This window comes from Flammeovirga sp. SJP92, from assembly GCF_001583495.1.
Lineage (GTDB): Bacteria > Bacteroidota > Bacteroidia > Cytophagales > Flammeovirgaceae > Flammeovirga.
In genome coordinates, this window is record NZ_LQAQ01000018.1 from 200,062 (window position 1) to 221,142 (window position 21,081).

The window sequence follows — 21,081 nt, forward strand, 5'->3', positions numbered from 1 at the left end:
ATTCATATAATTCTATGAGACTGAATAAAAAAAACATAATAATAACTTGCTCTTGTATATTCTTTGGAATAGCCGCTTTTGGCTTTAAAACACAACAAGATCTTCCAAAAGACACGTCTATTACTTTCGAACAAGGTGAAACATTAACGTATGTTGCAGGCTATTCAGTTTTTGAAGCTGGAGAAGCTGTGGTCCATTTGGATAAAAAATTTCACGAAGTAAATGGTAAAAAATGTTATAAAGTAGACGTTCATGGAAAAAGTATCGGCATGTTTGGCATGGGCATGAAAATCCGTGACCTATGGCAAAGTTACTTTGATCCTGAAACAATATTGCCTGTTCAGTTCAACCGTGATATTCTTGAAGGTGGTTACACATTAGAAGAGAAAATTGATTTTGACCAAGTCAATGGGAAGGCGAAAGTGGAATGGAAGAAAAAAGACAAACCTGAGATTCATAATGAGGAATATGAAATGGCTCCTGGTTCTTTTGATGTCATTTCTGGTTACTACCTCCTAAGAACTTTAGATTACGAGCAGTATACTAAAGGGGATACCATCACAATGAATACCTTCTGGGAAAACAAAGGCTATAGTTTTGATATCGTTTATTTAGGAGTGGAAAAATGCCACACAAAATTCGGAAGAATTGAGTCATATGTGATGTCTCCTATAATGCCTGAAAATCAACTTTTCTCAGGAACTCACCCTATTAAGTTCTGGGTTTCAAAAGACGTTAATAGAATTCCTTTGAAAATACAAGCTGAGCTTATTGTTGGAGCTGTCAATGTTGATTTGGTGAGATACAAAGGCTTAAAACAGAAATTAAAGAAGTCCAAGGGATAATACTCTTGAGTTATATAAGATACAAAAAGAGCATGTTTGATAATTTCAAACATGCTCTTTTTGATTATTTTTTTAAAACTTGCTTTATTTCCAAGGCCAATTCAGAAGGGGTTTTAGTACCTGCTTCTATTGTAAATTCAGCTTTGGAATAATAAGGAAAGCGACTTTCTCTTTTTTCTTTGATTGCCGTATAAACCTCGTCCTTCTCGTCCTGAGCCAACAAAGGCCGTGTTCCCTGCTGTTCCCAAACTCTTTCTACTAATACATCTTCATGTACATCCACAAAGACCGTCACACCATTTTTTAGCATAAAGTCCATATTATCAAAAAAGCAAGGCGCTCCACCACCTGTTGCAAGAATGGCGTTGTCCGGCATAAAAGTATGTACTACCTCCTTCTCTACAACTCTAAAATAATCTTCCCCTTTTTCAGTAAATATATCTGGGATACTCTTCTTCTCTCTTTCTTCGATTTCTGTATCCATATCATAATACGGCAACGAAAGTAGAGTCGAAAGTTCTTTTGCCAAAGTAGATTTCCCACTACCGGGCATTCCTATTAAATAAATTCGCATGATTTGTTAGTGTAATCTTACCTTTGGATCAACAATAGCATATAAAATATCTACAAAAATATTTACTACAACGAATCCAAAAGCGATCAATATTGTAGAGCCCATCACAACAGGTAAATCCAAATACTCTACTGCTTGAATGGTTTTGAAGCCCAAACCTTTCCATTTAAAAATATACTCAATAAAAAAGGCTCCAGCCATCATAGTAGCCAACCATCCAGAAACTGCTGTGATTACAGGATTCAATGCATTTCTAAGCGTGTGCATAAATATCACTCTTAAAAAACCTGCTCCTTTTGCCATTGCTGTTCTAATGTAATCTTGAGACATTACATCTAGCATTGAGCTTCTTGTGAGCTGAATGATAATAGCCAAAGGCCTTGTTGCAAGCGTAAATGCTGGCAAGATCAGATTCTCTAAGTGTAAAACTCGACCTTTTAAAGGATCATTCATCCAAAGTGAACCTGTCATATTCAGATTCGTAAAATCAGATAAATAGTACCCAAAAGTAATTGCCATCACAATAGCCAGTACAAATGAAGGCATTGAAATGAACACTACTGATCCCCCAACAATAAAATGGTCTATTTTAGAACCAAAATTAACGGCTGCGGTTACTCCTAAAAGTACACCAAATGTAGTGGCAATGATTATAGCTGCTAAAGCTAACCAAAAGGTGCCTGGAATACTTTCTATTAATATTTCATCTACCCTTTTGTTGGTCTGAAAAGACTTCCTCAAGTAGGGGTATTTTAAAACAAGTGCTCTTCCTCCTAAAGGTATAAGCTTAAAATAATTATATTTTGCTTGTGCCTCAGGGGTATTTTTCTCAATGGATATAGGTAGTAAATCGCCAATATATCTTCCGTACTGCACCATCAAAGGGTCATCTAATCCCAATTCATGGCGAATCAACTCTCTTGTTTCTAAATCTGCATGCTGTCCAGACATTAAATCGACAGGATCTCCAGGTAATGCATGAAAAAGCATGAAAACCACTGTGATCACTCCCCATATTACTAAGAGGCCATATAAAAATCGATTAATAATAAACTGTAGCACTTTCTATAATTAATTTAAGAGTTGAGAGATTTCGTCAGCAGTTGGTATATCATTATAATGCCACTTCCCTAATATTGTTCCATTATCAATTAAAAGAATACCTGGATTAGATCTTACCATTGCCAATAAAACGGTAGCATCGGCATAATAGTAAGGAATGTTCCATTGGGAATCATGCATGAACTTCTCAAAGTTATTTGCATCACTAGTAACTACCATTGAACCTACTGTACTTTCCAAAGAAGTCAACATTTTCTTAATTGACGTAATTTCTTCTTTTTCAATTTCAGAAACATTTTGAACAATCACTAATAATCGCGTTGCATTTGTAGTCAAAGCTGTAAAGTCTTCTCCCTCAGCATTCGAAATATAATAATCAGGAATCAAAGATTTACATTCTTCCTCATTCGTTATTTCCATTCTAACAAATTTCCATGAAGGATCTGTTGGATAAGTAGTGAACATCTTTTCTTCACCGTCTTTTTCCATGTAATAAACACTTTCACAAGGAACATCCGGAGACATCATTTTCTGAATATTCGCTCCTACTTTATAAGGACGGAAATCTACAGGGGGTAAGTGATTTAATGCATAATAACATGTTCCCAAAGAAAACACAGAAGCAATAACTACTACAATAAATTTCCAAGCTGGGCTAGATTTTTTAACAGTATAGGAATTACCGTACATGCCATATTGAGTGAGCGACTTTTTAGGCTTTAATAGCATGGCTCCTAAAAGCAAGACCAGTAGAATTACGTCCTTAGTGAAACTGCCCCAAGGAGTAAACTTTACAGCATCTCCAAAACAACCACAGTCTGTGACTTTATTAAACCAAGCTGAATAAAAGGTCAACAATCCAAAAAACAACAATAAGGCTAAAGTAGCTCTCATTGAGAACTTCTCCTTATACCCCACTACCAAAGCAACTCCCAATACTAATTCAAAAGAAGAAAACAATACAGACATTGGCAAAGCCCAATCAGCAAGGAACAAGAAAAACATCTCCAAAGCACCTATGGTACCTGAAACATCATCTGCAAAAACGTGAAAATATTCTTCAAACTTGATTGCTGTTCCGGTAGGATCATCCACTTTCACCAAACCAGAAACAATAAAAACTAGGCCTACAATTATTGCTAAAAATCTATATAAATTCTTCATAGAATTATTTGTGTATTGTTATGTTGTTAGTTACTCTTTGTGCAGTACAAAAAATTATTTATTAACAAATTCCGATAATATTAGAGCAAAAATAGAATAATTAATCATATCCTGATAGTTTGCATCTACTCCTTCAGACACTAGCGTTTGTCCGTCATTTCCTTCGATCTGTTTTACTCTCAATAATTTCATAAGAATAATATCTGTGATACTAGAAACTCTCATCATTCTCCAAGCCTCACCATAGTCGTGGTTTTTATCAAACATTAAATGCATTGTATTGGATGCATGCTTATCATAATGACTCATTACTTCTTCAGGAGTCAACTCCATGCGATCATCATTATACAATTCAAGTTGCGTTAAAGCCATCAGGCAGTAATTTATTATAGCAATAAACTCGCCTAAAATGTCTTCATCAATTTTTTGCTCTCCTTTTTCCTGAATAGAACGAATTCTCATCGCTTTTATATATATCTGATCAGTTATAGAAGGCAATCTTAAGATCCTCCAAGCAGTACCATAATCTACTGTCTTCTTCTCAAATAAGGCTCTACACTTTTCAATTACCGCCTTAAACTCTTGTTCTGTTTTTTCCGCTTGCGTCATATCTAAACTATCTTTCTTAACTGACTTTTTTCAGCTAACTTTGCACAAAGTTAGAGTAAACCTATACAACCTCAAACTAAATGATAAAATCACAGCATCTTTCCATCAAAATAAGTCAAAATATTTTAGCATTCGACACCCCTAAAGTAATGGGAATTATTAATGCTACACCAGATTCTTTTTATAATAACAGCAGAAAAATATATGTAGATGACGCACTGATACAAGTAGAACAAATGCTTAAAGACGGTGCTGACATTTTAGATATTGGCGGTTACTCTTCTAGGCCAGGTGCCGAGCATATCAAAGTGCAAGAAGAACTAAATAGAGTATTACCAATTATTGAGAAAATAAAAGAAGAATTCCCTGAAACCATTATCTCCATTGACACTTTCAGAAGCGAAGTTGCAAGGGAAGCTGTCAGAAAAGGAGCAGCCATTATTAATGATATTTCAGGAGGTAGTCTAGATGATAAAATGTACGACACCGTCAATCAAATGGGCGTTCCTTACATCTTAATGCACATGAGAGGAAATCCTCAAACAATGTCAGAGCTGACTGAATATCCAAACGGGGTGACTCATGAAGTCATTAAGTATTTTTCTGAGAAAAAAGCAGAATTCATTAGCAATGGAGACAATGACTTAATTATTGATCCAGGATTCGGTTTTGCTAAAACTTTAGAACAAAACTATGAACTACTGCATAACCTTGAATTACTACAGTCACTTCAGTTGCCTATCCTTGTTGGGGTTTCAAGAAAATCGATGATTAATAAAGTCATCAATGTCACTCCTCAAGAAGCTTTAAATGGTACTACAGTCATCAATACAATCGCTTTAAGTAAAAAAGCGAATATTTTGAGAGTTCATGATGTTAAACCTGCTGTAGAATGTGTAAAACTTATGCAACAAACCGTTTCATTTTAAAAGAAAGACTCTATTTTTGTATTGAGAAGTAGTTTTACTTCTTAATACAAATTTTTCTTATTATAATAGAAGAGGGCAAAGTAGGAATTTCAGATTAAATTCACTTTTGGAACAGTTAAACTTGACGAAGATTATTCACTAAATAAAAAAATCAGTTCCCAAAGTGGTATGTTTATCTATAGTGCTCAAAGCAATTCACATCTCGAACAATAAATAAATGTTATTATTTACAGTAGGATTTTTAGATATTAATTTCGTTGATGTACTCGATATTCTTTTAGTATCGGTATTGCTTTTTCATCTATATAAACTAATCAAAGGAAGCGTTGCCTTAAAAATCTTTGTAGGGGGATTATCAATTTATCTTACTTACTTAGTTGTAAAAGCAACTGACATGGAATTACTCTCTGAGATTCTAAGTCAGTTTATTGATGTGGGGGTAATTGCCGCTATTATACTTTTCCAGCAAGAAATTAGAAAGTTCCTTTTGATCATTGGTAAATCAACAGACTTTAAAAACTTTCCAATTTTCCAGTTGTTTAGAGGAAAAGGTAAACATGAGGAAATAAACCTTGACATCTTGGCAATCATTGATGCCATGAAAGACATGTCGGGAACAAATACTGGTGCTTTGATTGTAATCTCTAAAGACAGTGATTTACAATTTTATGCAGACACAGGAGATTATGTAGATGCAAAGATTTCAAAAAGACTCCTTCTCTCTATTTTCTTCAAAAACTCCCCTATGCACGATGGTGCTTGCCTGATTTACAATAATAGAATTCAAGCAGCAAGATGCATTTTACCAGTCTCAGAAAACCCCAATATACCAGCAACCATGGGATTGAGACACAGAGCAGGAATTGGCATGACAGAAAACACAAATGCAATTGTTTTAATTGTATCTGAGGAAACCGGACAAATGTCATTTATAAAGAGTGGTAAGATTGACCACAATTTATCAGCAATGGAATTAAGGACCAAAATTCGTAGTTATATGAGTGACGGTCAGGAAGAGCAAGCTCAGAAGACAGCTTAACTCAATATATAAGTACTGAGACAAATTTATTGCATAGTAATATTTACTATTGTTTTGCGATCACTTCTTTTCAAAATTATTAAACAACACTACTATGAATTCACTTTTCAAGTATCGCAGACACGAAGTATAGAAAAAGAATTACTTATCTATTTATTTTTGACTTAACACTTAAAGTACTCATAATCATATTTTTAAAAAATCAAACTTTCTATTACAAATTAACGTTATGAAAGTGTAAACCTATTTTACTTTATATACAACATGAAGACATCTAAAAAATTTTTGCTCACTTTCGCTCTGTTAGGACTTTTTTCTTTCACCTTCAACAACGACCCTAATACTTTCCTTAATAAAGGCCTAAATAACATTGCAAAAGAAGATTACTTACAAGCTATTAGTAATTTTACAATGGCAATCAGTATACAAAACGATTTAGCAGAAGCTTATTACCATAGAGCTATCAGTAAAGACCTTTTTGGCAAAAAACAAGGTTTCTATAACTCTGATTTTTGTCTGGATTTTATAGACGCTATGAAATATGGCTACAATCCAGCCATTGAAAAACTTTATGAATTAGGGAGATCAGAATGCTTTCTTTTGAAGTCAGCAGCATTAATGCCCGACAAAGCCTTTTGTATTGATATTTCATCACAAAACATCAATAGCATTTCCAATCAGTTTAGTGAATTCGGGAATTTAGTTTCCCTTAATGCATCCAATAATGGACTGCAAGACTTAGGCACCATTTATAATTCATGCCCATACATTATAGCTTTAGATTTAGGAGACAATGACATTTCATATATCCCTTCTGATTTATCAAAGCTTCAATATTTATATGAATTAAACCTAAGCAATAACAGTATTGAAAATATTCCTGATGAATTAACACAATTAGAAGCGGTTACATTTCTGAATTTAAGAGGCAACAAATTGACCTCTATTCCAAAAGATATCGGAAATATGAAATCAATAAAGCTTTTGGACCTTTCTCTTAATAAAATCGAAAAGCTTCCGAAAAGCATTTCAGCGCTAGAAAATCTAGAGACATTGGTACTTTCTGGCAACCCCATTTCGAAAACCGAAATAAAAAGGTTAGAAACCGATTTGCCCAATACTAAAATAATGTTTGATGTTCAGTAAGCATTAAAAAATTAAAAGGACCACGCTTTTGAAAAACGTGATCCTTTTTTTTAAGCTCTGCTCAACATTTGAGATCGATGACTGTCTAATTTTATAAAGGTAAATAGCAATAATGTAAAGGCCCACAAGGAGGAACCTCCATAACTGAAGAAAGGCAATGGAATACCAATTACAGGAAAAATCCCTATGGTCATCCCCATATTAATCATGAAGTGAATGAAAAATATACTTGCCGCACTATAGCCATACACTCTAGCAAAACGAGACTTCTGCCGTTCTGATAATATGATAAGCCGTATAATTAAAGCGGTAAACAACCCAATTGTCACCATACTTCCAATCCATCCATGCTCCTCACCAATTGTACAGAAAATGAAATCGGTACTTTGCTCTGGCACGAAATTGAATTTCGTTTGCGTTCCTTCCAAAAAACCTTTTCCTAGAAGTCCACCTGAACCGATGGCAATTTTGGATTGAGTCACTTGATAGCCCACCCCTAAAGGATCAATATTTGGATTTACCAAAACTTCAATTCTTTTTCTTTGGTGAGGTCTCATGATATCATATAATATATAATCGATTCCTTCCGTAAATAGGAATGAGACGCCTCCAAACATACAAATCATGAAGATCAATGATTTATTCTTTTTGGTATAGATCACAAAAATAATTGCTAAAATCCCTAAGGTCAGCAATATCATTCCAGCAATAAATGAGTCTGTCACAAGGGCTGTCACAAAAAGGAACACAAACCAAAGTCCCAACAACATGATATACTGTGGCATTCCTTCTCTATAAAGCATCAAGAAGAAAGCACTAAATACCATAGCAGAACCTGTATCTTTTTGTAATAATACCAATACAGTAGGCATACCAATTATGGCGAAAGCTTGAAGTAAACCGCCAGTCCACTTATCAATTCTTACGGTTGGATTATCTATATATTTTGCCAAAGCTAATGCCAAGGCATATTTTGCAAATTCAGAAGGCTGGATTCGTATAAAACCTAATTTAAACCAGGAAGTATTACCACCCGCGGAGTGTCCAATTACTAATACACCAAGTAATGCGATCAGCGTTACCCCAAAAATGGGATAAGCAAAAGTGTTGAAAAACTTGAAATCAATCAACATGATGGAAATCGCAATGATAAATGCCCCTCCAATCCACATCAACTGTTTTCCAGAATTCAGACTTAATGAAAATATACTGGTTGGTGCATCAGGCTGATACACTGCAGCGTATATATTAAGCCAGCCAACCACTACCATGGTTGTGTATAAAAATATGGTTAACCAATCTATATTCCGCTTGCCGGTACTTTCTCGCATAGGTTTTAATTCAAAATTCGGCTAAATCATTAACCTTGTAAAAAAATGAGGATAATCAGTCCCTCTATCTTACAAAAAAAAGTCCTCAGAATTTATAAAACAATTCTGAGGACTTGAATATTTGATTTATTGACAAATTAGTTTTGAATCATCTTCAAGAATGTTGTCAATTTTCTTTTCAGCTCTCTTCTGTTCACGATCATATCAACAAAACCGTGCTCTTGTAAGAACTCAGCACTTTGGAATCCTTTCGGTAAATCTTTACCGATTGTCTCACGGATTACACGTGGACCTGCGAAACCAATCAATGCACCAGGTTCAGCGATATTAATATCACCCAACATAGCATATGATGCCGTTACACCTCCTGTAGTTGGATCAGTCAGTAAACTGATATAAGGTAAACCTGCCTCGTCTAATAATGCTAGTTTAGCAGAAGTTTTTGCCATTTGCATTAAAGAGAAACCTGCTTCCATCATACGAGCACCTCCAGATTTAGAGATCATCATAAAAGGAATCTTGTTTGCCAATGCATGGTCAATACCTCTTGCAATTTTTTCACCAACAACAGAACCCATTGAACCGCCAATAAAGCTGAAGTCCATACAACTCACTACTAAGTCAAGACCGTTTACTTTACCCACTACAGTTCTACAAGCATCTTTAAGTTCTGTTTTCTTCTGGCTCGCCGCAATTCTATCCTCATAAGTTTTGCTATCCTTAAATGATAAAGGGTTACCAGAAGTCATGTTTTCATCTAGTTCAGTGAATGTGTTGTCATCAAAAATGATTTCAAAATATTCTTTAGAACCAATTCTAACATGGAATTCATCGTCAGGACAAACGTAAGCATTCTCACGTAATTCCTGCATATGTATAATCTTTCCCTGGTTTGTTTTATACCAAAGACCATCAGGTGAATCTTTCTTTTCACTAGTAGGGGTTTGTATCCCCTGTTCTTTTCTTTTGAACCAAGCCATAAGAAACTATATATTCTGTATAGAGATAATATTCTTTATTATACTAATTGTATAAGAGTTGTAAAGATATTCATAAAGAACACAATGCAAAAACTTAAATGTATGTTCGCCTACTTTTTTTAGTTTTTTTTTCTAAATAAGAGAGAGAAATCATCCAAACACACCGTTTTACAACTATTTCAAACATATGTAAATATTGATAAATTTTCTAATTATGTGTCAATTTTACACGCTGTAAATCAAGTGAAATTGATCCAAATACTTGAATTAAGCATACTAAAATCACCAAAATCATTCTATAAAAAACGATTTTAGGTTTGTATCTTTGTGAGGCAAATTTGCATAAAGTGTTTTATGCATAGTATCACAAATTATTCAAAATAATATTATGTCTTTTAATATCAACGACATCAAACCAGGTGTAATCACTGGTGAAGACGTAGAAAAAGTATATCAGTACGCGCTAGAAAAAGGTTTTGCTCTTCCAGCTGTTAACTGTGTAGGTACTAACTCAGTGAACGCGGTAATGGAAACTGCAGCTAAATTAAAAGCTCCAGTAATTATTCAATTCTCAAACGGTGGTGCTTCTTTCTACGCTGGTAAAGGCATTAAAGGTGAAGGTCAAGCGGCTGCTATTGCTGGTGCAATCGCTGGTGCTAAGCACGTTCACGAATTGGCTGCAAAATATGGTGCTCGTGTTATCTTGAATACTGACCACTGTGCTAAAAAATTATTACCTTGGATCGACGGTTTATTAGACGCTTCTGAGCAGTTCATGAAAGAAACTGGTAAGCCTTTATTCTCTTCTCATATGATTGACCTTTCTGAAGAGTCTATCGAGGAGAACATGGAAATCTCTGGTAAGTACTTCGAGCGTATGGCTAAAATGGGTCAAACTCTTGAAATCGAATTAGGTATCACAGGTGGTGAAGAAGATGGTGTTGACAACTCTGATGTTGATCCTTCACGTCTTTACACTCAACCTTCAGAAGTTGATTACGCTTACGAAAAATTAGGTGCAATCGACCATAAATTCTTAGTAGCTGCGTCTTTCGGTAACGTACACGGTGTATACAAGCCAGGTAACGTGAAGTTGACTCCAACTATCTTAGATGATTCTCAAAAGTTCATCACTGAGAAGCATGGTACTGATACTGACAAGCCAGTGAAATTCGTATTCCACGGTGGTTCAGGATCATCATTAGAAGAAATTCGTGAAGGTATCTCTTACGGTGTTATCAAAATGAACATCGATACTGATACTCAGTGGGCAACTTGGGATGGTATCCGTGGTTACGATGCTAAATACCATGATTACTTACAAGGTCAAATCGGTAACCCAGAAGGTGCTGATGAGCCAAACAAAAAATACTATGATCCTCGTAAGTGGTTACGTGTATCTGAAGAGTCTATGATCACTCGTTTAGAAAAAACGTTTGAAGACTTGAATGACGTAAACATCTTCGAAGACTAAGAATAGTTAGTTTCTATTAAAAAGGTTGTTCCATTTTTTATGGGACAACCTTTTTTTATGGTATTCTTTGCAGATACACCTTTTATTAAGATCTTAGTTAAGTACTAGAACAAAAGAAAAGGGATAAAAATAGCGTGCACCACGACTAAAGTCATGGGCAAGTGATATTGACTCCAACACCACTAAAGTGTTGCTTACGTTGTGACCCTTCAAGACTTTAGTCTTGATTAGGTTTAATTATCACCTGCCCATAGTTTTAACTATGGTGTACGAAACACCCATCTTTTTCTATCTTAATACTTATTTCTCCAAATAATACTTTAAAAATAAAATGAGCAAACACACTTTATCTTCAACCGCAAACAAGGTTCTATTTCTATTCATCTGTGTATTTCCCCTATTTGCTTCAGCACAAAACCTGCATAAGTATAATCTCAAGTGGGGGTATGAAAAATTTTGGGCTACAATGGGACTATTGAATACACAGAAAGAACTTCCTAACGCCGGATCGGGTTTCATGATTAATTCTGCACCTGTTAAAGGTAAAAACGAAATCGTTTTCTCTGTCTATTATACTGGAATGTACAGTGTCAGTTTAAAAACGGGAGAGTTACTATGGGCTTCTTCAGATCATTCTTTGTTTACATGTGGTACTTCTAACCAAATTATTTATTTTTCAGCGAAAAAAAATGCAATTATTTCCAAAAACATATCCGATGGAAAAGTGAATTGGGAATATAAATTTGAAGTAAAAGAAGAAGGTGCGTATGTATCAGCAAATGAAAACATAGTTGTATTTGCTACTTTTGATGGCAAAATCTATTCATTAAACTCTAAAACTGGAAAGGTCAATTGGATCAAAGATGATAAACAACAAAAAATTGAAGGAGTTTATGGTTTTTCAGGATTGACTAAAAGTTCTATTACCCTATGTACATGGTCGCAAGAAAACGGTCAGAATTTTATTTTGACTAATTTAGATTATGACGGTAATGTCAAATGGTCTAAAACTTTTAAGGGATGGAAAAAACAAGAATTTGGGCAAATTGCATCTAAGCCATTAATTGAAAATGACATTATATATGTTAGCACGGGTACTAATATAATGTATGCCATAAACATTACTTCTGGAGAAATAGAATGGGAGTATAAAATAAAAGATAATCAACCTATTTACTGCACTCCTTATAAAGTGGGTAACAGGCTCTATTTCAATACAAGAAATGACCTATTTTGTTATGATGTAAATAAGAAGGAATTGATCTGGGAGGAAACTTCAGGAGTACAATATGATCATTACTCTTCTCCTATAATTATTGATGATGTTGTATTATATAGCAGCAGTAGAGGTCTAAAAACAAGAAATGCTCTTACTGGAGAAATTATTGAAGGGTACTTGCCACCCTATTTAACACTGATGACAGCTGCTATAAAACATAAAGACCTACTGATTTTACCTAGTCAAGAAGGCTTATTTATCTATAAAGAAAATACAAATCAATAAAGTGTTGATTAAAGTCTGATTTAAAGTTGATGATATAGCTTAGCAGGGCTAAGCTTCTACAGGACTGAATTAGGCATTAAAATTTTCACATAAAAAGACGGCAGTTATTTCACTCAAAAACAACTGCCGTCTTTACTTTATCTTTTCACTTCGCAAGGATAAATTATTTCAACTGCTCCAATCGATTTGAATTGGCTCTGATCATCATATCTGCAATAGTCAATGCGGCCATTGCTTCCACGATAGGCACTGCTCTTGGAACAACACAAGGGTCGTGACGTCCTTTACCTGAAACAGTTGCTTCATTTCCTTCCTTATCAATCGAATCCTGATCTACCATAATAGTAGCTACAGGTTTGAAGGCTGTTTTGAAATAAATATCTTCACCATTAGAAATACCGCCTTGGATACCTCCAGAAAGGTTTGTCTTTGTTCTTACTTTACCGTCTTCTTCCGTATAGAAAGCGTCGTTGTGTTGAGAACCTCTTAGCTTAGTACCGGCAAAACCGCTTCCGTATTCGAAACCTTTACAAGCATTGATGCTCAACATTGCCTTTCCTAATTCAGCATTTAAACGATCAAAAACTGGCTCGCCTAATCCTGCTGGAACACCACTGATAACACAAGAAACAATTCCTCCGATAGTATCTCTGTCTTTTCTCACCTGATCGATCAACTCAATCATTTGCTCCGCTTTTTCAGCATCAGGACATCTGACAATATTTTTTTCTATCTCTGAGAAATCTAAAGTAGAATAGTCTTCGCTTACTTTAATGTCTCCCACCTCAGAAACATAAGCATGGAAAGAAATGCCCATCGCCTCTAAAAACTGCTTTGCTACTGCACCTGCCGCTACTCTTGCCGCTGTTTCTCTTGCAGAACTTCTTCCTCCTCCTCTATAATCACGCACACCATATTTAGCATGGTATGTATAGTCTGCATGTGATGGTCTGAAGACATCTTTAATATGAGAATAATCTTTACTTCTTTGATCTTGATTCCAAATCAATAAAGCTATAGGTGTTCCTGTTGTTACATCTTCGAAAACACCCGATAAAACTTCTACGGAATCTGCTTCCTTTCTTTGAGTTGTAATTTTAGATTGACCCGGCTTTCTTCTGTCCAATTCTTCTTGAATTTTTTCCAAGCTGAAAGGTACGCCTGCAGGGCATCCGTCTATTGTAACTCCAATCGCTCTACCATGAGATTCACCGAAAGTGGTAATCCTAAATTGTTTTCCAAATGTATTCATTACCTTTTTTGTTAGTTATAAGCTGCAAATATCTATTTTTTTTCTTATTAATTTTAAAGAATTGCGCTTAAATGCTCGAAGTTAGAATAAAATTATAATTAGTTACAGTTTCCTAACTATCTACAAGTTATATTTGTGAGGTTTTTCACGAAAAACAAAAATTACACATGGAATACAGCTTCTTTATTTACGACGGAATCATTAATGTAAAACTTAAAGGTGATTTTTTAGGTTTACCAAAAGAAAAGATTTTGATCCGAGATGCAAAGGCTTTTACGAGATCAGGAAATACTGATTTTGTAATCGACGCTTCTGAAGTAAACCATATGAACAGTGGAGGCCTAAGCATGTTGGTACGTTTGTATACTGACATTTCTACTCACAATGGAAGGATGTTATTGATCACTCCACCCGAACAATTAGCCAAACTGCTTCGCATTACTAAACTGGATAAAGTGTTTCAAACCAGTGGCCGAAGAGGTGAGGCAATGCAAAAATTACGACTGAGTAGAGCGTAATCACTACTTTTAGAAAAATTAATACAGATCTATAATAAATTCTATTAAGAATGGATATTCTTTTAGGTATGCAATGGGGAGATGAAGGAAAAGGCAAAGTTGTCGACGTCCTTGCTCCAAAATATGATGTGGTTGCTCGTTTCCAAGGCGGACCTAACGCTGGGCACACATTAGAGTTTGATGGTAAAAAATTCGTACTACACCAAATCCCTTCAGGTGTATTTCAAGAAGGCACTTCAAATATTATTGGTAATGGTGTTGTTCTTGATATCCGTATTTTCCGTGAAGAGATTGAAAAGTTAGAAGCTGCTGGCTTCTCTGACATCAAAAGTAAAATCCTTCTTTCTAAGAAAACACACTTGATTATCCCTACGCATAGATTGCTTGACGCAGCTTATGAGAAAAGTAAAGGTGATCAAAAAATTGGATCTACATTAAAAGGTATCGGCCCAACTTACCAAGACAAGTCTGCTCGTGTTGGTTTAAGAACAGGTGATTTATTTGCTGAGGATTTTGAAGCAAAATACAACGCTTTAAAAAACAAGCATATCGAAATCTTGAAATTCTACGATTTCGATTACACGGAGCAACTTCCTGAAATGGAAAAAGAATTCTTCTCTGCAGTTGATTTCTTAAAAACAATGTCATTCGTAAACAGCGAATACTTTGTGAACAATGCGCTGAAAGATGGAAAGAAAGTTTTAGCGGAAGGTGCTCAAGGTACTTTATTGGATGTTGACTTCGGTTCATATCCTTTCGTTACTTCTTCAAACACTTTTGCGGCAGGTGCTTCAACTGGTTTAGGTGTAGCTCCTAATTCGCAAAAGAACATCTACGGTATCTTCAAAGCTTACTGTACACGTGTGGGTTCTGGTCCATTCCCTACAGAATTATTTGATGAAACTGGTGAAGCATTACAAAACTTGGGTCACGAGTTTGGTGCTACTACAGGCCGTAGACGTAGATGTGGATGGTTAGACCTTCCTATCTTGAAGTACGCTGTAATGATCAACGGTGCTACAGAATTATTTATGATGAAAGCAGACGTAATGAACACGTTTGAAGAAATCAGCATCTGTACAGAGTACTTGTTGAAAGACGGAACGAAAACGAAAGAGGTTCCTTACGATTTAGAAGACATCAAAGAACCTATCTATACTACATTAAAAGGATGGAATCAAGAAGTTGATCCTAAACTTTCTTTTGAGGAACTTCCTCAAGAATTGATGGAGTATATCAAGTTCATTGAAGATTATATTGAAGTGCCTATTACAATGGTTTCTCTTGGTCCAGACCGTGAGGAAACAATTATGAAATAGTATTTCTAATAGAATATAGAAGGAGAGGCCAATATTTATGATGAATATTGGTCTCTTTTTTTATCTCCTTTTAAATAATGTCTGAAACTGAAAATCAAAAAAAAGCGATAAGCATAAGAAACACTTTGCTGAACATGAGGCAGCTTAAAATATTTAAACCCTTCAAACAAAACAGTTCTCATTGAGTTCATTTTATACCTTCTTTTTCAAAGGAAACATTAAGGGTAAGTGAAGTTTGATTCTGATTATGATCATAGTAATAGTTTTGGCTGAATACTTGCGATTCAATTAAATGAACTAAATAAGGTTCAAAAACGTTATATATATTACCCTAATTTATTTTTTCACTTAAACGCTAAAAACATGGAGTTTGAAAAAATAAAGGAACAAGCCATTGAGTGTTTCAAAACATTCAAAGAATCAAAAGTAATTTTCTCATCACAGGATGGGAAGCTGATTGTTCCTCAAACCGAGCAAGAGGCAATTTCCTTAAATGAACAAGGTTATATTGCCATTTTCAAAGAAGACCTAAAAAAAGACCTTGGAACGGATGGTCTAGGCCTTTTCTACTAATGTTGAACGTGCCCTACACGAAAGTATAGGGCTTTATTTTTACAATTTTACGCCTACCACTAATACATCATCTGTTTGCTTGCCCTCCCCTTTCCAAATGGTGAAAATTTTGTGCAGTTCCTCTTTCTGGGTGCGAAGTGGTAAGTGATGATGATCTATCAAACTATTTTTATATCGTTTTCTTAAAAACTTTTTATCTTTTTTCCCTCCAAACTGATCTTGAAAACCATCTGATTGAAGATACAACAAATCACCTTTTTGGTAGCCAAAAGATTGCTTCATAAAACGTTTATTATCAATACTGTTCCCTCCAACACTAAACTTATCTCCTTTATATTCTATCAATTCCCCGTCCGAAATTCTGTGAAGGTTTTGTTTAGCTCCGGCAAAATCTACTTCGTATTCATTCTCATTGACCCTAATGATCGAAATATCCATTCCATCTTCAACATACCCCTTTTCTCTTTTGCTCGTTAAGCGTTGAATATTTTGATCCAAGAAAATAATCAAATGCCTAGGGTCTGACATTCTCAAATAATGTGCGGCTTCATTTAAAATATCATTGGCCATAATGGTGAGAAAAGAACCCGGAACACCATGACCTGTACAGTCGATGCAAGCCAAAACTTTAACTCCATCACCATAATCACACATCCAATAAAAATCACCGCCAACAATATCTCTTGGTTTCCAATACACAAAAGCATCCGAAAAATATTTCTTCAGTTCTTCTTCCTTAGACATTATACTCTGCTGAATTCGGCTGGCATATTGAATACTTCCACTGAGTTTGTTGTTCACTTCTTCCAAAGTCATCGACCTTTCATTCAGTAACTCCCTTTGGGTTGAGATTTCTTCATTCTGTTGATGCAATTCCTCATGATTGGCCAAAAGTGCTTTATGTTGTTCATTCATTTTTACCACAGCCCTGCGTTTCCAGTTTTCATAGGTAATAATCACTACAAAATAATACAGCATGATCCCCATCAACATCACCCCTGCATAAAAAGAGTAGACCTCCTCGGGCATTTGGCTTTCTGGCAAAAGATCTAATGAATCTGTAATAAAAATAAAGAGCACATCCAAGGTGGTGATAATAAACCATAGTATACCTGACAGTCGATTAGCATACCAAAATGCACTGACAATAACGCACAAAAACCAAGCAATAACAGGTGCTTCAATCCCTCCTGAATAAATAGCAATGATGCTTAACCCCAAAAGAACCAAGAATGAAAAGGCATTGCCAATAATATAAAATTGAACTTTTAATTTTAACAGAACAAAAAGAAGAAAATGTACCGCTATAAAGTAAAGACAAACTAATTCACCCACTTTAAAACGCATCACATATTTTGACAGGAAAAAGTAAGTCACACTTATAGCCAGCGTCGTTATCAAAGATATTTTCAGAAATCTAATTTTATCACGAGCGCTTTCATCTTGTAAAGTAGTAAATGTAGTTGTTTGAAGTAAGTTGTCATCCATATTCAAGTACACAATTAGTAGGGTAAATCTACCTGTAATTATAAGTGAGATCAAAAATAGAAAAATTAAAGCAGACCCTTCTTAAAATCAAAAGTGTTAACAACTGATGCTAAAATTTAAAGATAATTATTAAGGTTTTATAGATTTTCACGACTAACATTTAACAAGTTGTTCAATCATTGATATTATTGAATAGCTATAAAACAATATGAAAGCCCGAAGGGTTAATAAGAAAAAAACTCAATAAATACTTTTTAACACTATGAAAAACCTATTCCGAGTATTGCTCCTTTTGTCTATGGCCTTTACGGCTTGTGAAAGTGACAGCGTTGATCCTAATAATGGTACAACTCCACCTCAAAATCTTCCTTCTGTAGGTGATAACGAAGTTTCTTTTACAAAAGCAGCCAATACTGATCCTAACAGCGAAGCCAACCAAGATAGAATTACAGATAATGTATGGATCACTAGAGGAAACGATGGAGGTCAAATTTTTAATATAAAAGAAAATTCTACTTATAGTAAAAATAGCAGTCCGGTGGGAACTGAATGGGCTGTGGGTACAGTGGAAAATAAAGATAACTTAACCTTTGCTCCATTTAGAACTGCTGTTAAACCCAAAGAAGTAGTAGGGCAAAGTTTGGTTGTTCACCTCATTCAAGACAATATTTATCTGAATATAAGATTCACTTCCTGGTCAACAAGTAAGAGCGGTGGTTTTGCTTATGTCAGAGATGCAGTTCCAGAATAATTATGAATTCTGTCATTAAAATAGCGTTTTTATTCGCCTCCTTTTTCAGTATTAATCAAAGCTTTGGACAGTCTTATTTAATTGATAAAAATGGGACAACTACTTTTTTCTCAGATGCATTAATTGAGGATATTACAGCCACCAGTACATCCTCTATGGGAATTATGGATACTGCTACTCACAAGGTGGCGGTATCTATTCTTATGACTTCTTTTGAATTCAAACTTTCATTGATGCAAGAGCATTTTAATGAAAATTATGTAGAGTCTGAGAAATTCCCTAAAGCAACTTTTTCGGGGCAATTATCCACTCCTCCTGATTTAAATCAAAATGGACAACAGGAAATGCAGGTAAAAGGCAAACTGAGTATTCATGGTAAAACAAAGCCACTTGAAGCAAAAATTACCTTTAATATTTCAGATCATCAAATAGAAGCTCAAACTACTTTTAACGTTGCACTGGAAGATTTCGATATTGAAATTCCGCAAATTATGTTCAACAAAATTGCTGAAGTAGTCAAAGTCACTTCTACTTTTTCTTTTAAAAAATGAAAACAATCTATCTCTTCTCTATTTTTTTATTGATTTCTCTAACTTCTTATACTCAAGATGACCTTTTGGATGTATTGGAACAAGAAACCGACACGACACCCACTTATGTGTATGCCACTTTCAAAGGGTCAAGATTAATCAATGGGCATACGCTCGAAACACGTGGACAAAATGAATTGGAATTTTTGATTTCTCATCGCTTTGGACCTGTGAGTGATGGAAGTTATGAATTATTTGGTCTCGATCAAGCCAATATCAGACTGGGCTTAAGTTATGGTATCAACGATCGGCTGACAGTAGGTTTAGGCAGAAGCTCTTTTGAAAAAACGTATGATGGGTATTTGAAATACAGACTGCTCCGTCAGGCAAGCAGTGGTAAAAGCACACCTATCTCAATTACTCTTTTTGGTTCCGCCACTTATATTACGTTAAGAGATCCAATCTATGAAACAGCTTCCAACCGAATGACCTATACCACACAAGCTTTAATAGCCAGGAAGTTCAGTTCCTCTTTCTCTCTCCAACTTATGCCCACGTATATTCATTTTAACCTGACCACTACCACTCAACTTGATCAAGATCTTTTTGCATTAGGTATTGGCGGAAGGCTAAAATTAACTAGGCGACTTTCTATCAATGCTGAATATTATCCAAGACTCAATGCGACAAGTACAGTCTATTATGATGCGTTTGCGGTAGGTTTTGATATTGAAACGGGTGGTCATGTTTTTCAATTTCATGTGACCAACAGCAGACCAATGATTGAAAAAGGGTTTATTGCAGAAACCACAGAGGATTTCTTTTCTGGAGATATCAGATTGGGTTTCAATATTTCCAGAAGTTTTGTGTTAGGCAAAAAGAAGAAGAAGCAATGGGATTAAGGAATATTTTTGTCAATCCTCCATTGATATTTCTTTAAGCTTTTCCCTTCAAGACTAGAGGGAGTACTACCAAACTATAATGGTAGAAAGCTCAATGGCGCGAATGTTAAGCGTTAGTGTCATTCGTGTCATTCAGATCATCAGAAATCTCCTGATTTCTAAATACTAAATAGTTTACAATGTACTAATTCGCCCTAGGGTGAAACTCTGTTATGACCTGCTGTAGATATTCTTTATTTAAATGGGTGTAGATTTCGGTTGTAGTGATAGATTCATGTCCCAACATTTCTTGAACCGCTCTTAAATCTGCACCACCTTCCACCATATGAGAGGCAAAAGAATGCCTGAATGTGTGAGGACTGATATTTTTCCCCAATTGGATGGCCTCCGCTAACCTCTTGATAATGGTAAAAATCATTACTCTTGTCAGCTTTGCTCCTCTCCTATTCAAGAAAATAATATTCTCAGATCCTTTTTTAGGCGTTTTTGTAATACGATCTTTTTCAATGTAAAGTGTAATTTGGAAAGCCGCTTCCTCTCCAATAGGTACAAAGCGTTCCTTGTCTCCTTTTCCAACCACTTTGATAAAGCCTTCGGCCAAAAACAGATCCTCCAAACTTAAATTGATCAACTCAGAAACCCTAAGACCACAACCATACAACACCTCCAAAATAGCGTGATTTCGTCTTCCCTCATAAGTAGTATGGTCAATCGCTTCTATCAGTAAATCAATTTCCTCAACCTCCAACGTATCAGGAAGTTTTTGAGTCAAACGCGGAGTTTCAATCAATTCAACAGGGTTATTTTCCGTTTGATCGGACTCATTGAGGTAGGTATAAAAAGATTTCAAACCTGATAAAATCCTAGCTTGTGTTCTTGTTGAGAGGTGAACCTCTTGTTGTAAATACATCAAAAACGAAACAACATTCTCTCTTGTTACATTTTGAGGCTTAAGGTTGTTATCCACCAAATCCGCATATTCAACAAACTTAGAGACATCTCTCAGATAAGCTTCAATTGTATTTTTGGACATCCCTCTTTCCAACCTCAAATAAAGAGCATAATCCTTTACCGTTACTTTCCAGTTCATC

At 35.3% G+C, this 21,081-nt stretch carries 21 protein-coding genes; 12 read left to right on the top strand and 9 right to left on the bottom strand.

Annotated elements, in window-relative coordinates; genetic code table 11:
- The first annotated feature begins 14 nt into the window (after positions 1 to 14).
- Positions 15 to 845, top strand: a complete 831-nt coding sequence (locus AVL50_RS04590; RefSeq protein ID WP_062615303.1) for a DUF3108 domain-containing protein — start codon at positions 15 to 17, stop codon at positions 843 to 845.
- Positions 846 to 909: 64 nt separating this feature from the next.
- Here AVL50_RS04590 and AVL50_RS04595 read toward each other — a convergent pair whose 3' ends face one another.
- The 4 genes from AVL50_RS04595 to AVL50_RS04610 are packed head-to-tail and all read right to left on the bottom strand — an operon-like array spanning position 910 to position 4,254.
- Positions 910 to 1,419: a shikimate kinase gene (locus tag AVL50_RS04595; RefSeq protein ID WP_062615304.1), complete on the bottom strand. Its 510-nt coding sequence runs from the start codon at positions 1,417 to 1,419 to the stop codon at positions 910 to 912.
- A gap of 6 nt (positions 1,420 to 1,425) precedes the next feature.
- Entirely contained in the window at positions 1,426 to 2,481 is a 1,056-nt protein-coding gene (locus tag AVL50_RS04600; protein WP_062615305.1) for an ABC transporter permease, read from the bottom strand.
- A gap of 9 nt (positions 2,482 to 2,490) precedes the next feature.
- On the bottom strand, positions 2,491 to 3,645 hold the full coding sequence (locus AVL50_RS04605; protein ID WP_062615306.1) for a BT_3928 family protein: 1,155 nt from the start codon (positions 3,643 to 3,645) through the stop codon (positions 2,491 to 2,493).
- A 54-nt stretch (positions 3,646 to 3,699) separates the two neighbouring features.
- Positions 3,700 to 4,254 (bottom strand): DUF1599 domain-containing protein, encoded by a 555-nt coding sequence (locus AVL50_RS04610; protein WP_062615307.1) that lies wholly within the window; start codon positions 4,252 to 4,254, stop codon positions 3,700 to 3,702.
- 80 nt (positions 4,255 to 4,334) lie between these two features.
- Between AVL50_RS04610 and folP the strand changes: the two genes are divergently transcribed.
- The 3 genes from folP (at position 4,335) to AVL50_RS04625 (ending at position 7,368) form a co-directional block, all read left to right on the top strand.
- Positions 4,335 to 5,183 (top strand): dihydropteroate synthase, encoded by an 849-nt coding sequence (gene folP, locus AVL50_RS04615; protein WP_062615308.1) that lies wholly within the window; start codon positions 4,335 to 4,337, stop codon positions 5,181 to 5,183.
- Positions 5,184 to 5,400: 217 nt separating this feature from the next.
- Positions 5,401 to 6,222, top strand: a complete 822-nt coding sequence (gene cdaA / locus AVL50_RS04620; RefSeq protein ID WP_062615309.1) for a diadenylate cyclase CdaA — start codon at positions 5,401 to 5,403, stop codon at positions 6,220 to 6,222.
- Between the two features lie 264 nt (positions 6,223 to 6,486).
- Positions 6,487 to 7,368 carry a leucine-rich repeat domain-containing protein gene (locus tag AVL50_RS04625; protein WP_062615310.1) on the top strand — a complete coding sequence of 294 codons (882 nt, stop codon included), beginning with the start codon at positions 6,487 to 6,489 and terminating at the stop codon, positions 7,366 to 7,368.
- A gap of 50 nt (positions 7,369 to 7,418) precedes the next feature.
- On the opposite strand, the gene rodA is transcribed toward AVL50_RS04625, so the two are convergent.
- Positions 7,419 to 8,699: a rod shape-determining protein RodA gene (gene rodA, locus AVL50_RS04630; protein WP_062615311.1), complete on the bottom strand. Its 1,281-nt coding sequence runs from the start codon at positions 8,697 to 8,699 to the stop codon at positions 7,419 to 7,421.
- A 137-nt stretch (positions 8,700 to 8,836) separates the two neighbouring features.
- Positions 8,837 to 9,679: an acetyl-CoA carboxylase, carboxyltransferase subunit beta gene (gene accD, locus AVL50_RS04635; protein WP_062615312.1), complete on the bottom strand. Its 843-nt coding sequence runs from the start codon at positions 9,677 to 9,679 to the stop codon at positions 8,837 to 8,839.
- 388 nt (positions 9,680 to 10,067) lie between these two features.
- Between accD and fbaA the strand changes: the two genes are divergently transcribed.
- Both fbaA and AVL50_RS04645 read left to right on the top strand, forming a co-directional pair.
- A complete protein-coding gene (gene fbaA, locus AVL50_RS04640; protein WP_062615313.1) occupies positions 10,068 to 11,153 on the top strand; it encodes a class II fructose-bisphosphate aldolase in 1,086 nt (361 codons plus the stop codon).
- Positions 11,154 to 11,484: 331 nt separating this feature from the next.
- Positions 11,485 to 12,657, top strand: coding sequence for a PQQ-binding-like beta-propeller repeat protein (locus AVL50_RS04645; RefSeq protein WP_062615314.1), 1,173 nt, complete (start codon positions 11,485 to 11,487; stop codon positions 12,655 to 12,657).
- 163 nt (positions 12,658 to 12,820) lie between these two features.
- Here AVL50_RS04645 and aroC read toward each other — a convergent pair whose 3' ends face one another.
- A complete protein-coding gene (gene aroC / locus AVL50_RS04650) occupies positions 12,821 to 13,909 on the bottom strand; it encodes a chorismate synthase (protein ID WP_062615315.1) in 1,089 nt (362 codons plus the stop codon).
- Between the two features lie 167 nt (positions 13,910 to 14,076).
- On the opposite strand from aroC, the gene AVL50_RS04655 reads away from it, so the two are divergent.
- From AVL50_RS04655 to AVL50_RS04665, 3 genes are all read left to right on the top strand, one after another.
- On the top strand, positions 14,077 to 14,427 hold the full coding sequence (locus tag AVL50_RS04655; protein ID WP_062615316.1) for an STAS domain-containing protein: 351 nt from the start codon (positions 14,077 to 14,079) through the stop codon (positions 14,425 to 14,427).
- A 50-nt stretch (positions 14,428 to 14,477) separates the two neighbouring features.
- Positions 14,478 to 15,746 carry an adenylosuccinate synthase gene (locus tag AVL50_RS04660; protein WP_062615317.1) on the top strand — a complete coding sequence of 423 codons (1,269 nt, stop codon included), beginning with the start codon at positions 14,478 to 14,480 and terminating at the stop codon, positions 15,744 to 15,746.
- A gap of 363 nt (positions 15,747 to 16,109) precedes the next feature.
- On the top strand, positions 16,110 to 16,319 hold the full coding sequence (locus AVL50_RS04665; RefSeq protein WP_044213177.1) for a hypothetical protein: 210 nt from the start codon (positions 16,110 to 16,112) through the stop codon (positions 16,317 to 16,319).
- 39 nt (positions 16,320 to 16,358) lie between these two features.
- Here AVL50_RS04665 and AVL50_RS04670 read toward each other — a convergent pair whose 3' ends face one another.
- Entirely contained in the window at positions 16,359 to 17,807 is a 1,449-nt protein-coding gene (locus AVL50_RS04670; protein ID WP_062615318.1) for a PP2C family protein-serine/threonine phosphatase, read from the bottom strand.
- A 262-nt stretch (positions 17,808 to 18,069) separates the two neighbouring features.
- Between AVL50_RS04670 and AVL50_RS04675 the strand changes: the two genes are divergently transcribed.
- From AVL50_RS04675 to AVL50_RS04685, 3 genes are read left to right on the top strand one after another with little or no spacing between them, the layout of a single operon-like run.
- Positions 18,070 to 18,558 (top strand): hypothetical protein, encoded by a 489-nt coding sequence (locus tag AVL50_RS04675; RefSeq protein ID WP_157491142.1) that lies wholly within the window; start codon positions 18,070 to 18,072, stop codon positions 18,556 to 18,558.
- Between the two features lie 2 nt (positions 18,559 to 18,560).
- Positions 18,561 to 19,109, top strand: coding sequence for a YceI family protein (locus AVL50_RS04680; protein WP_062615320.1), 549 nt, complete (start codon positions 18,561 to 18,563; stop codon positions 19,107 to 19,109).
- Entirely contained in the window at positions 19,106 to 19,990 is an 885-nt protein-coding gene (locus AVL50_RS04685) for a DUF5777 family beta-barrel protein (RefSeq protein WP_062615321.1), read from the top strand. The genes AVL50_RS04680 and AVL50_RS04685 overlap by 4 nt, the downstream gene beginning before the upstream one ends.
- Before the next feature lie 184 nt (positions 19,991 to 20,174).
- Here AVL50_RS04685 and xerD read toward each other — a convergent pair whose 3' ends face one another.
- A complete protein-coding gene (gene xerD, locus AVL50_RS04690) occupies positions 20,175 to 21,080 on the bottom strand; it encodes a site-specific tyrosine recombinase XerD (RefSeq protein WP_062615322.1) in 906 nt (301 codons plus the stop codon).
- Position 21,081: the final 1 nt, after the last annotated feature.

Bases quoted from the DNA above. Each gene is read 5' to 3' on its own strand.
- AVL50_RS04590 (WP_062615303.1), top strand. From the start codon at position 15: ATGAGACTGAATAAAAAAAACATAATAATAACTTGCTCTTGTATATTC.
- folP (WP_062615308.1), top strand. From the start codon at position 4,335: ATGATAAAATCACAGCATCTTTCCATCAAAATAAGTCAAAATATTTTA.
- AVL50_RS04625 (WP_062615310.1), top strand. From the start codon at position 6,487: ATGAAGACATCTAAAAAATTTTTGCTCACTTTCGCTCTGTTAGGACTT.
- AVL50_RS04665 (WP_044213177.1), top strand. From the start codon at position 16,110: ATGGAGTTTGAAAAAATAAAGGAACAAGCCATTGAGTGTTTCAAAACA.
- accD (WP_062615312.1), bottom strand. From the start codon at position 9,679: ATGGCTTGGTTCAAAAGAAAAGAACAGGGGATACAAACCCCTACTAGT.
- fbaA (WP_062615313.1), top strand. From the start codon at position 10,068: ATGTCTTTTAATATCAACGACATCAAACCAGGTGTAATCACTGGTGAA.
- AVL50_RS04645 (WP_062615314.1), top strand. From the start codon at position 11,485: ATGAGCAAACACACTTTATCTTCAACCGCAAACAAGGTTCTATTTCTA.
- AVL50_RS04655 (WP_062615316.1), top strand. From the start codon at position 14,077: ATGGAATACAGCTTCTTTATTTACGACGGAATCATTAATGTAAAACTT.
- AVL50_RS04685 (WP_062615321.1), top strand. From the start codon at position 19,106: ATGAAAACAATCTATCTCTTCTCTATTTTTTTATTGATTTCTCTAACT.
- aroC (WP_062615315.1), bottom strand. From the start codon at position 13,909: ATGAATACATTTGGAAAACAATTTAGGATTACCACTTTCGGTGAATCT.
- cdaA (WP_062615309.1), top strand. From the start codon at position 5,401: ATGTTATTATTTACAGTAGGATTTTTAGATATTAATTTCGTTGATGTA.
- AVL50_RS04670 (WP_062615318.1), bottom strand. From the start codon at position 17,807: ATGGATGACAACTTACTTCAAACAACTACATTTACTACTTTACAAGAT.
- AVL50_RS04610 (WP_062615307.1), bottom strand. From the start codon at position 4,254: ATGACGCAAGCGGAAAAAACAGAACAAGAGTTTAAGGCGGTAATTGAA.
- AVL50_RS04605 (WP_062615306.1), bottom strand. From the start codon at position 3,645: ATGAAGAATTTATATAGATTTTTAGCAATAATTGTAGGCCTAGTTTTT.
- xerD (WP_062615322.1), bottom strand. From the start codon at position 21,080: ATGAACTGGAAAGTAACGGTAAAGGATTATGCTCTTTATTTGAGGTTG.
- AVL50_RS04675 (WP_157491142.1), top strand. From the start codon at position 18,070: ATGAAAAACCTATTCCGAGTATTGCTCCTTTTGTCTATGGCCTTTACG.
- rodA (WP_062615311.1), bottom strand. From the start codon at position 8,699: ATGCGAGAAAGTACCGGCAAGCGGAATATAGATTGGTTAACCATATTT.
- AVL50_RS04660 (WP_062615317.1), top strand. From the start codon at position 14,478: ATGGATATTCTTTTAGGTATGCAATGGGGAGATGAAGGAAAAGGCAAA.
- AVL50_RS04680 (WP_062615320.1), top strand. From the start codon at position 18,561: ATGAATTCTGTCATTAAAATAGCGTTTTTATTCGCCTCCTTTTTCAGT.
- AVL50_RS04595 (WP_062615304.1), bottom strand. From the start codon at position 1,419: ATGCGAATTTATTTAATAGGAATGCCCGGTAGTGGGAAATCTACTTTG.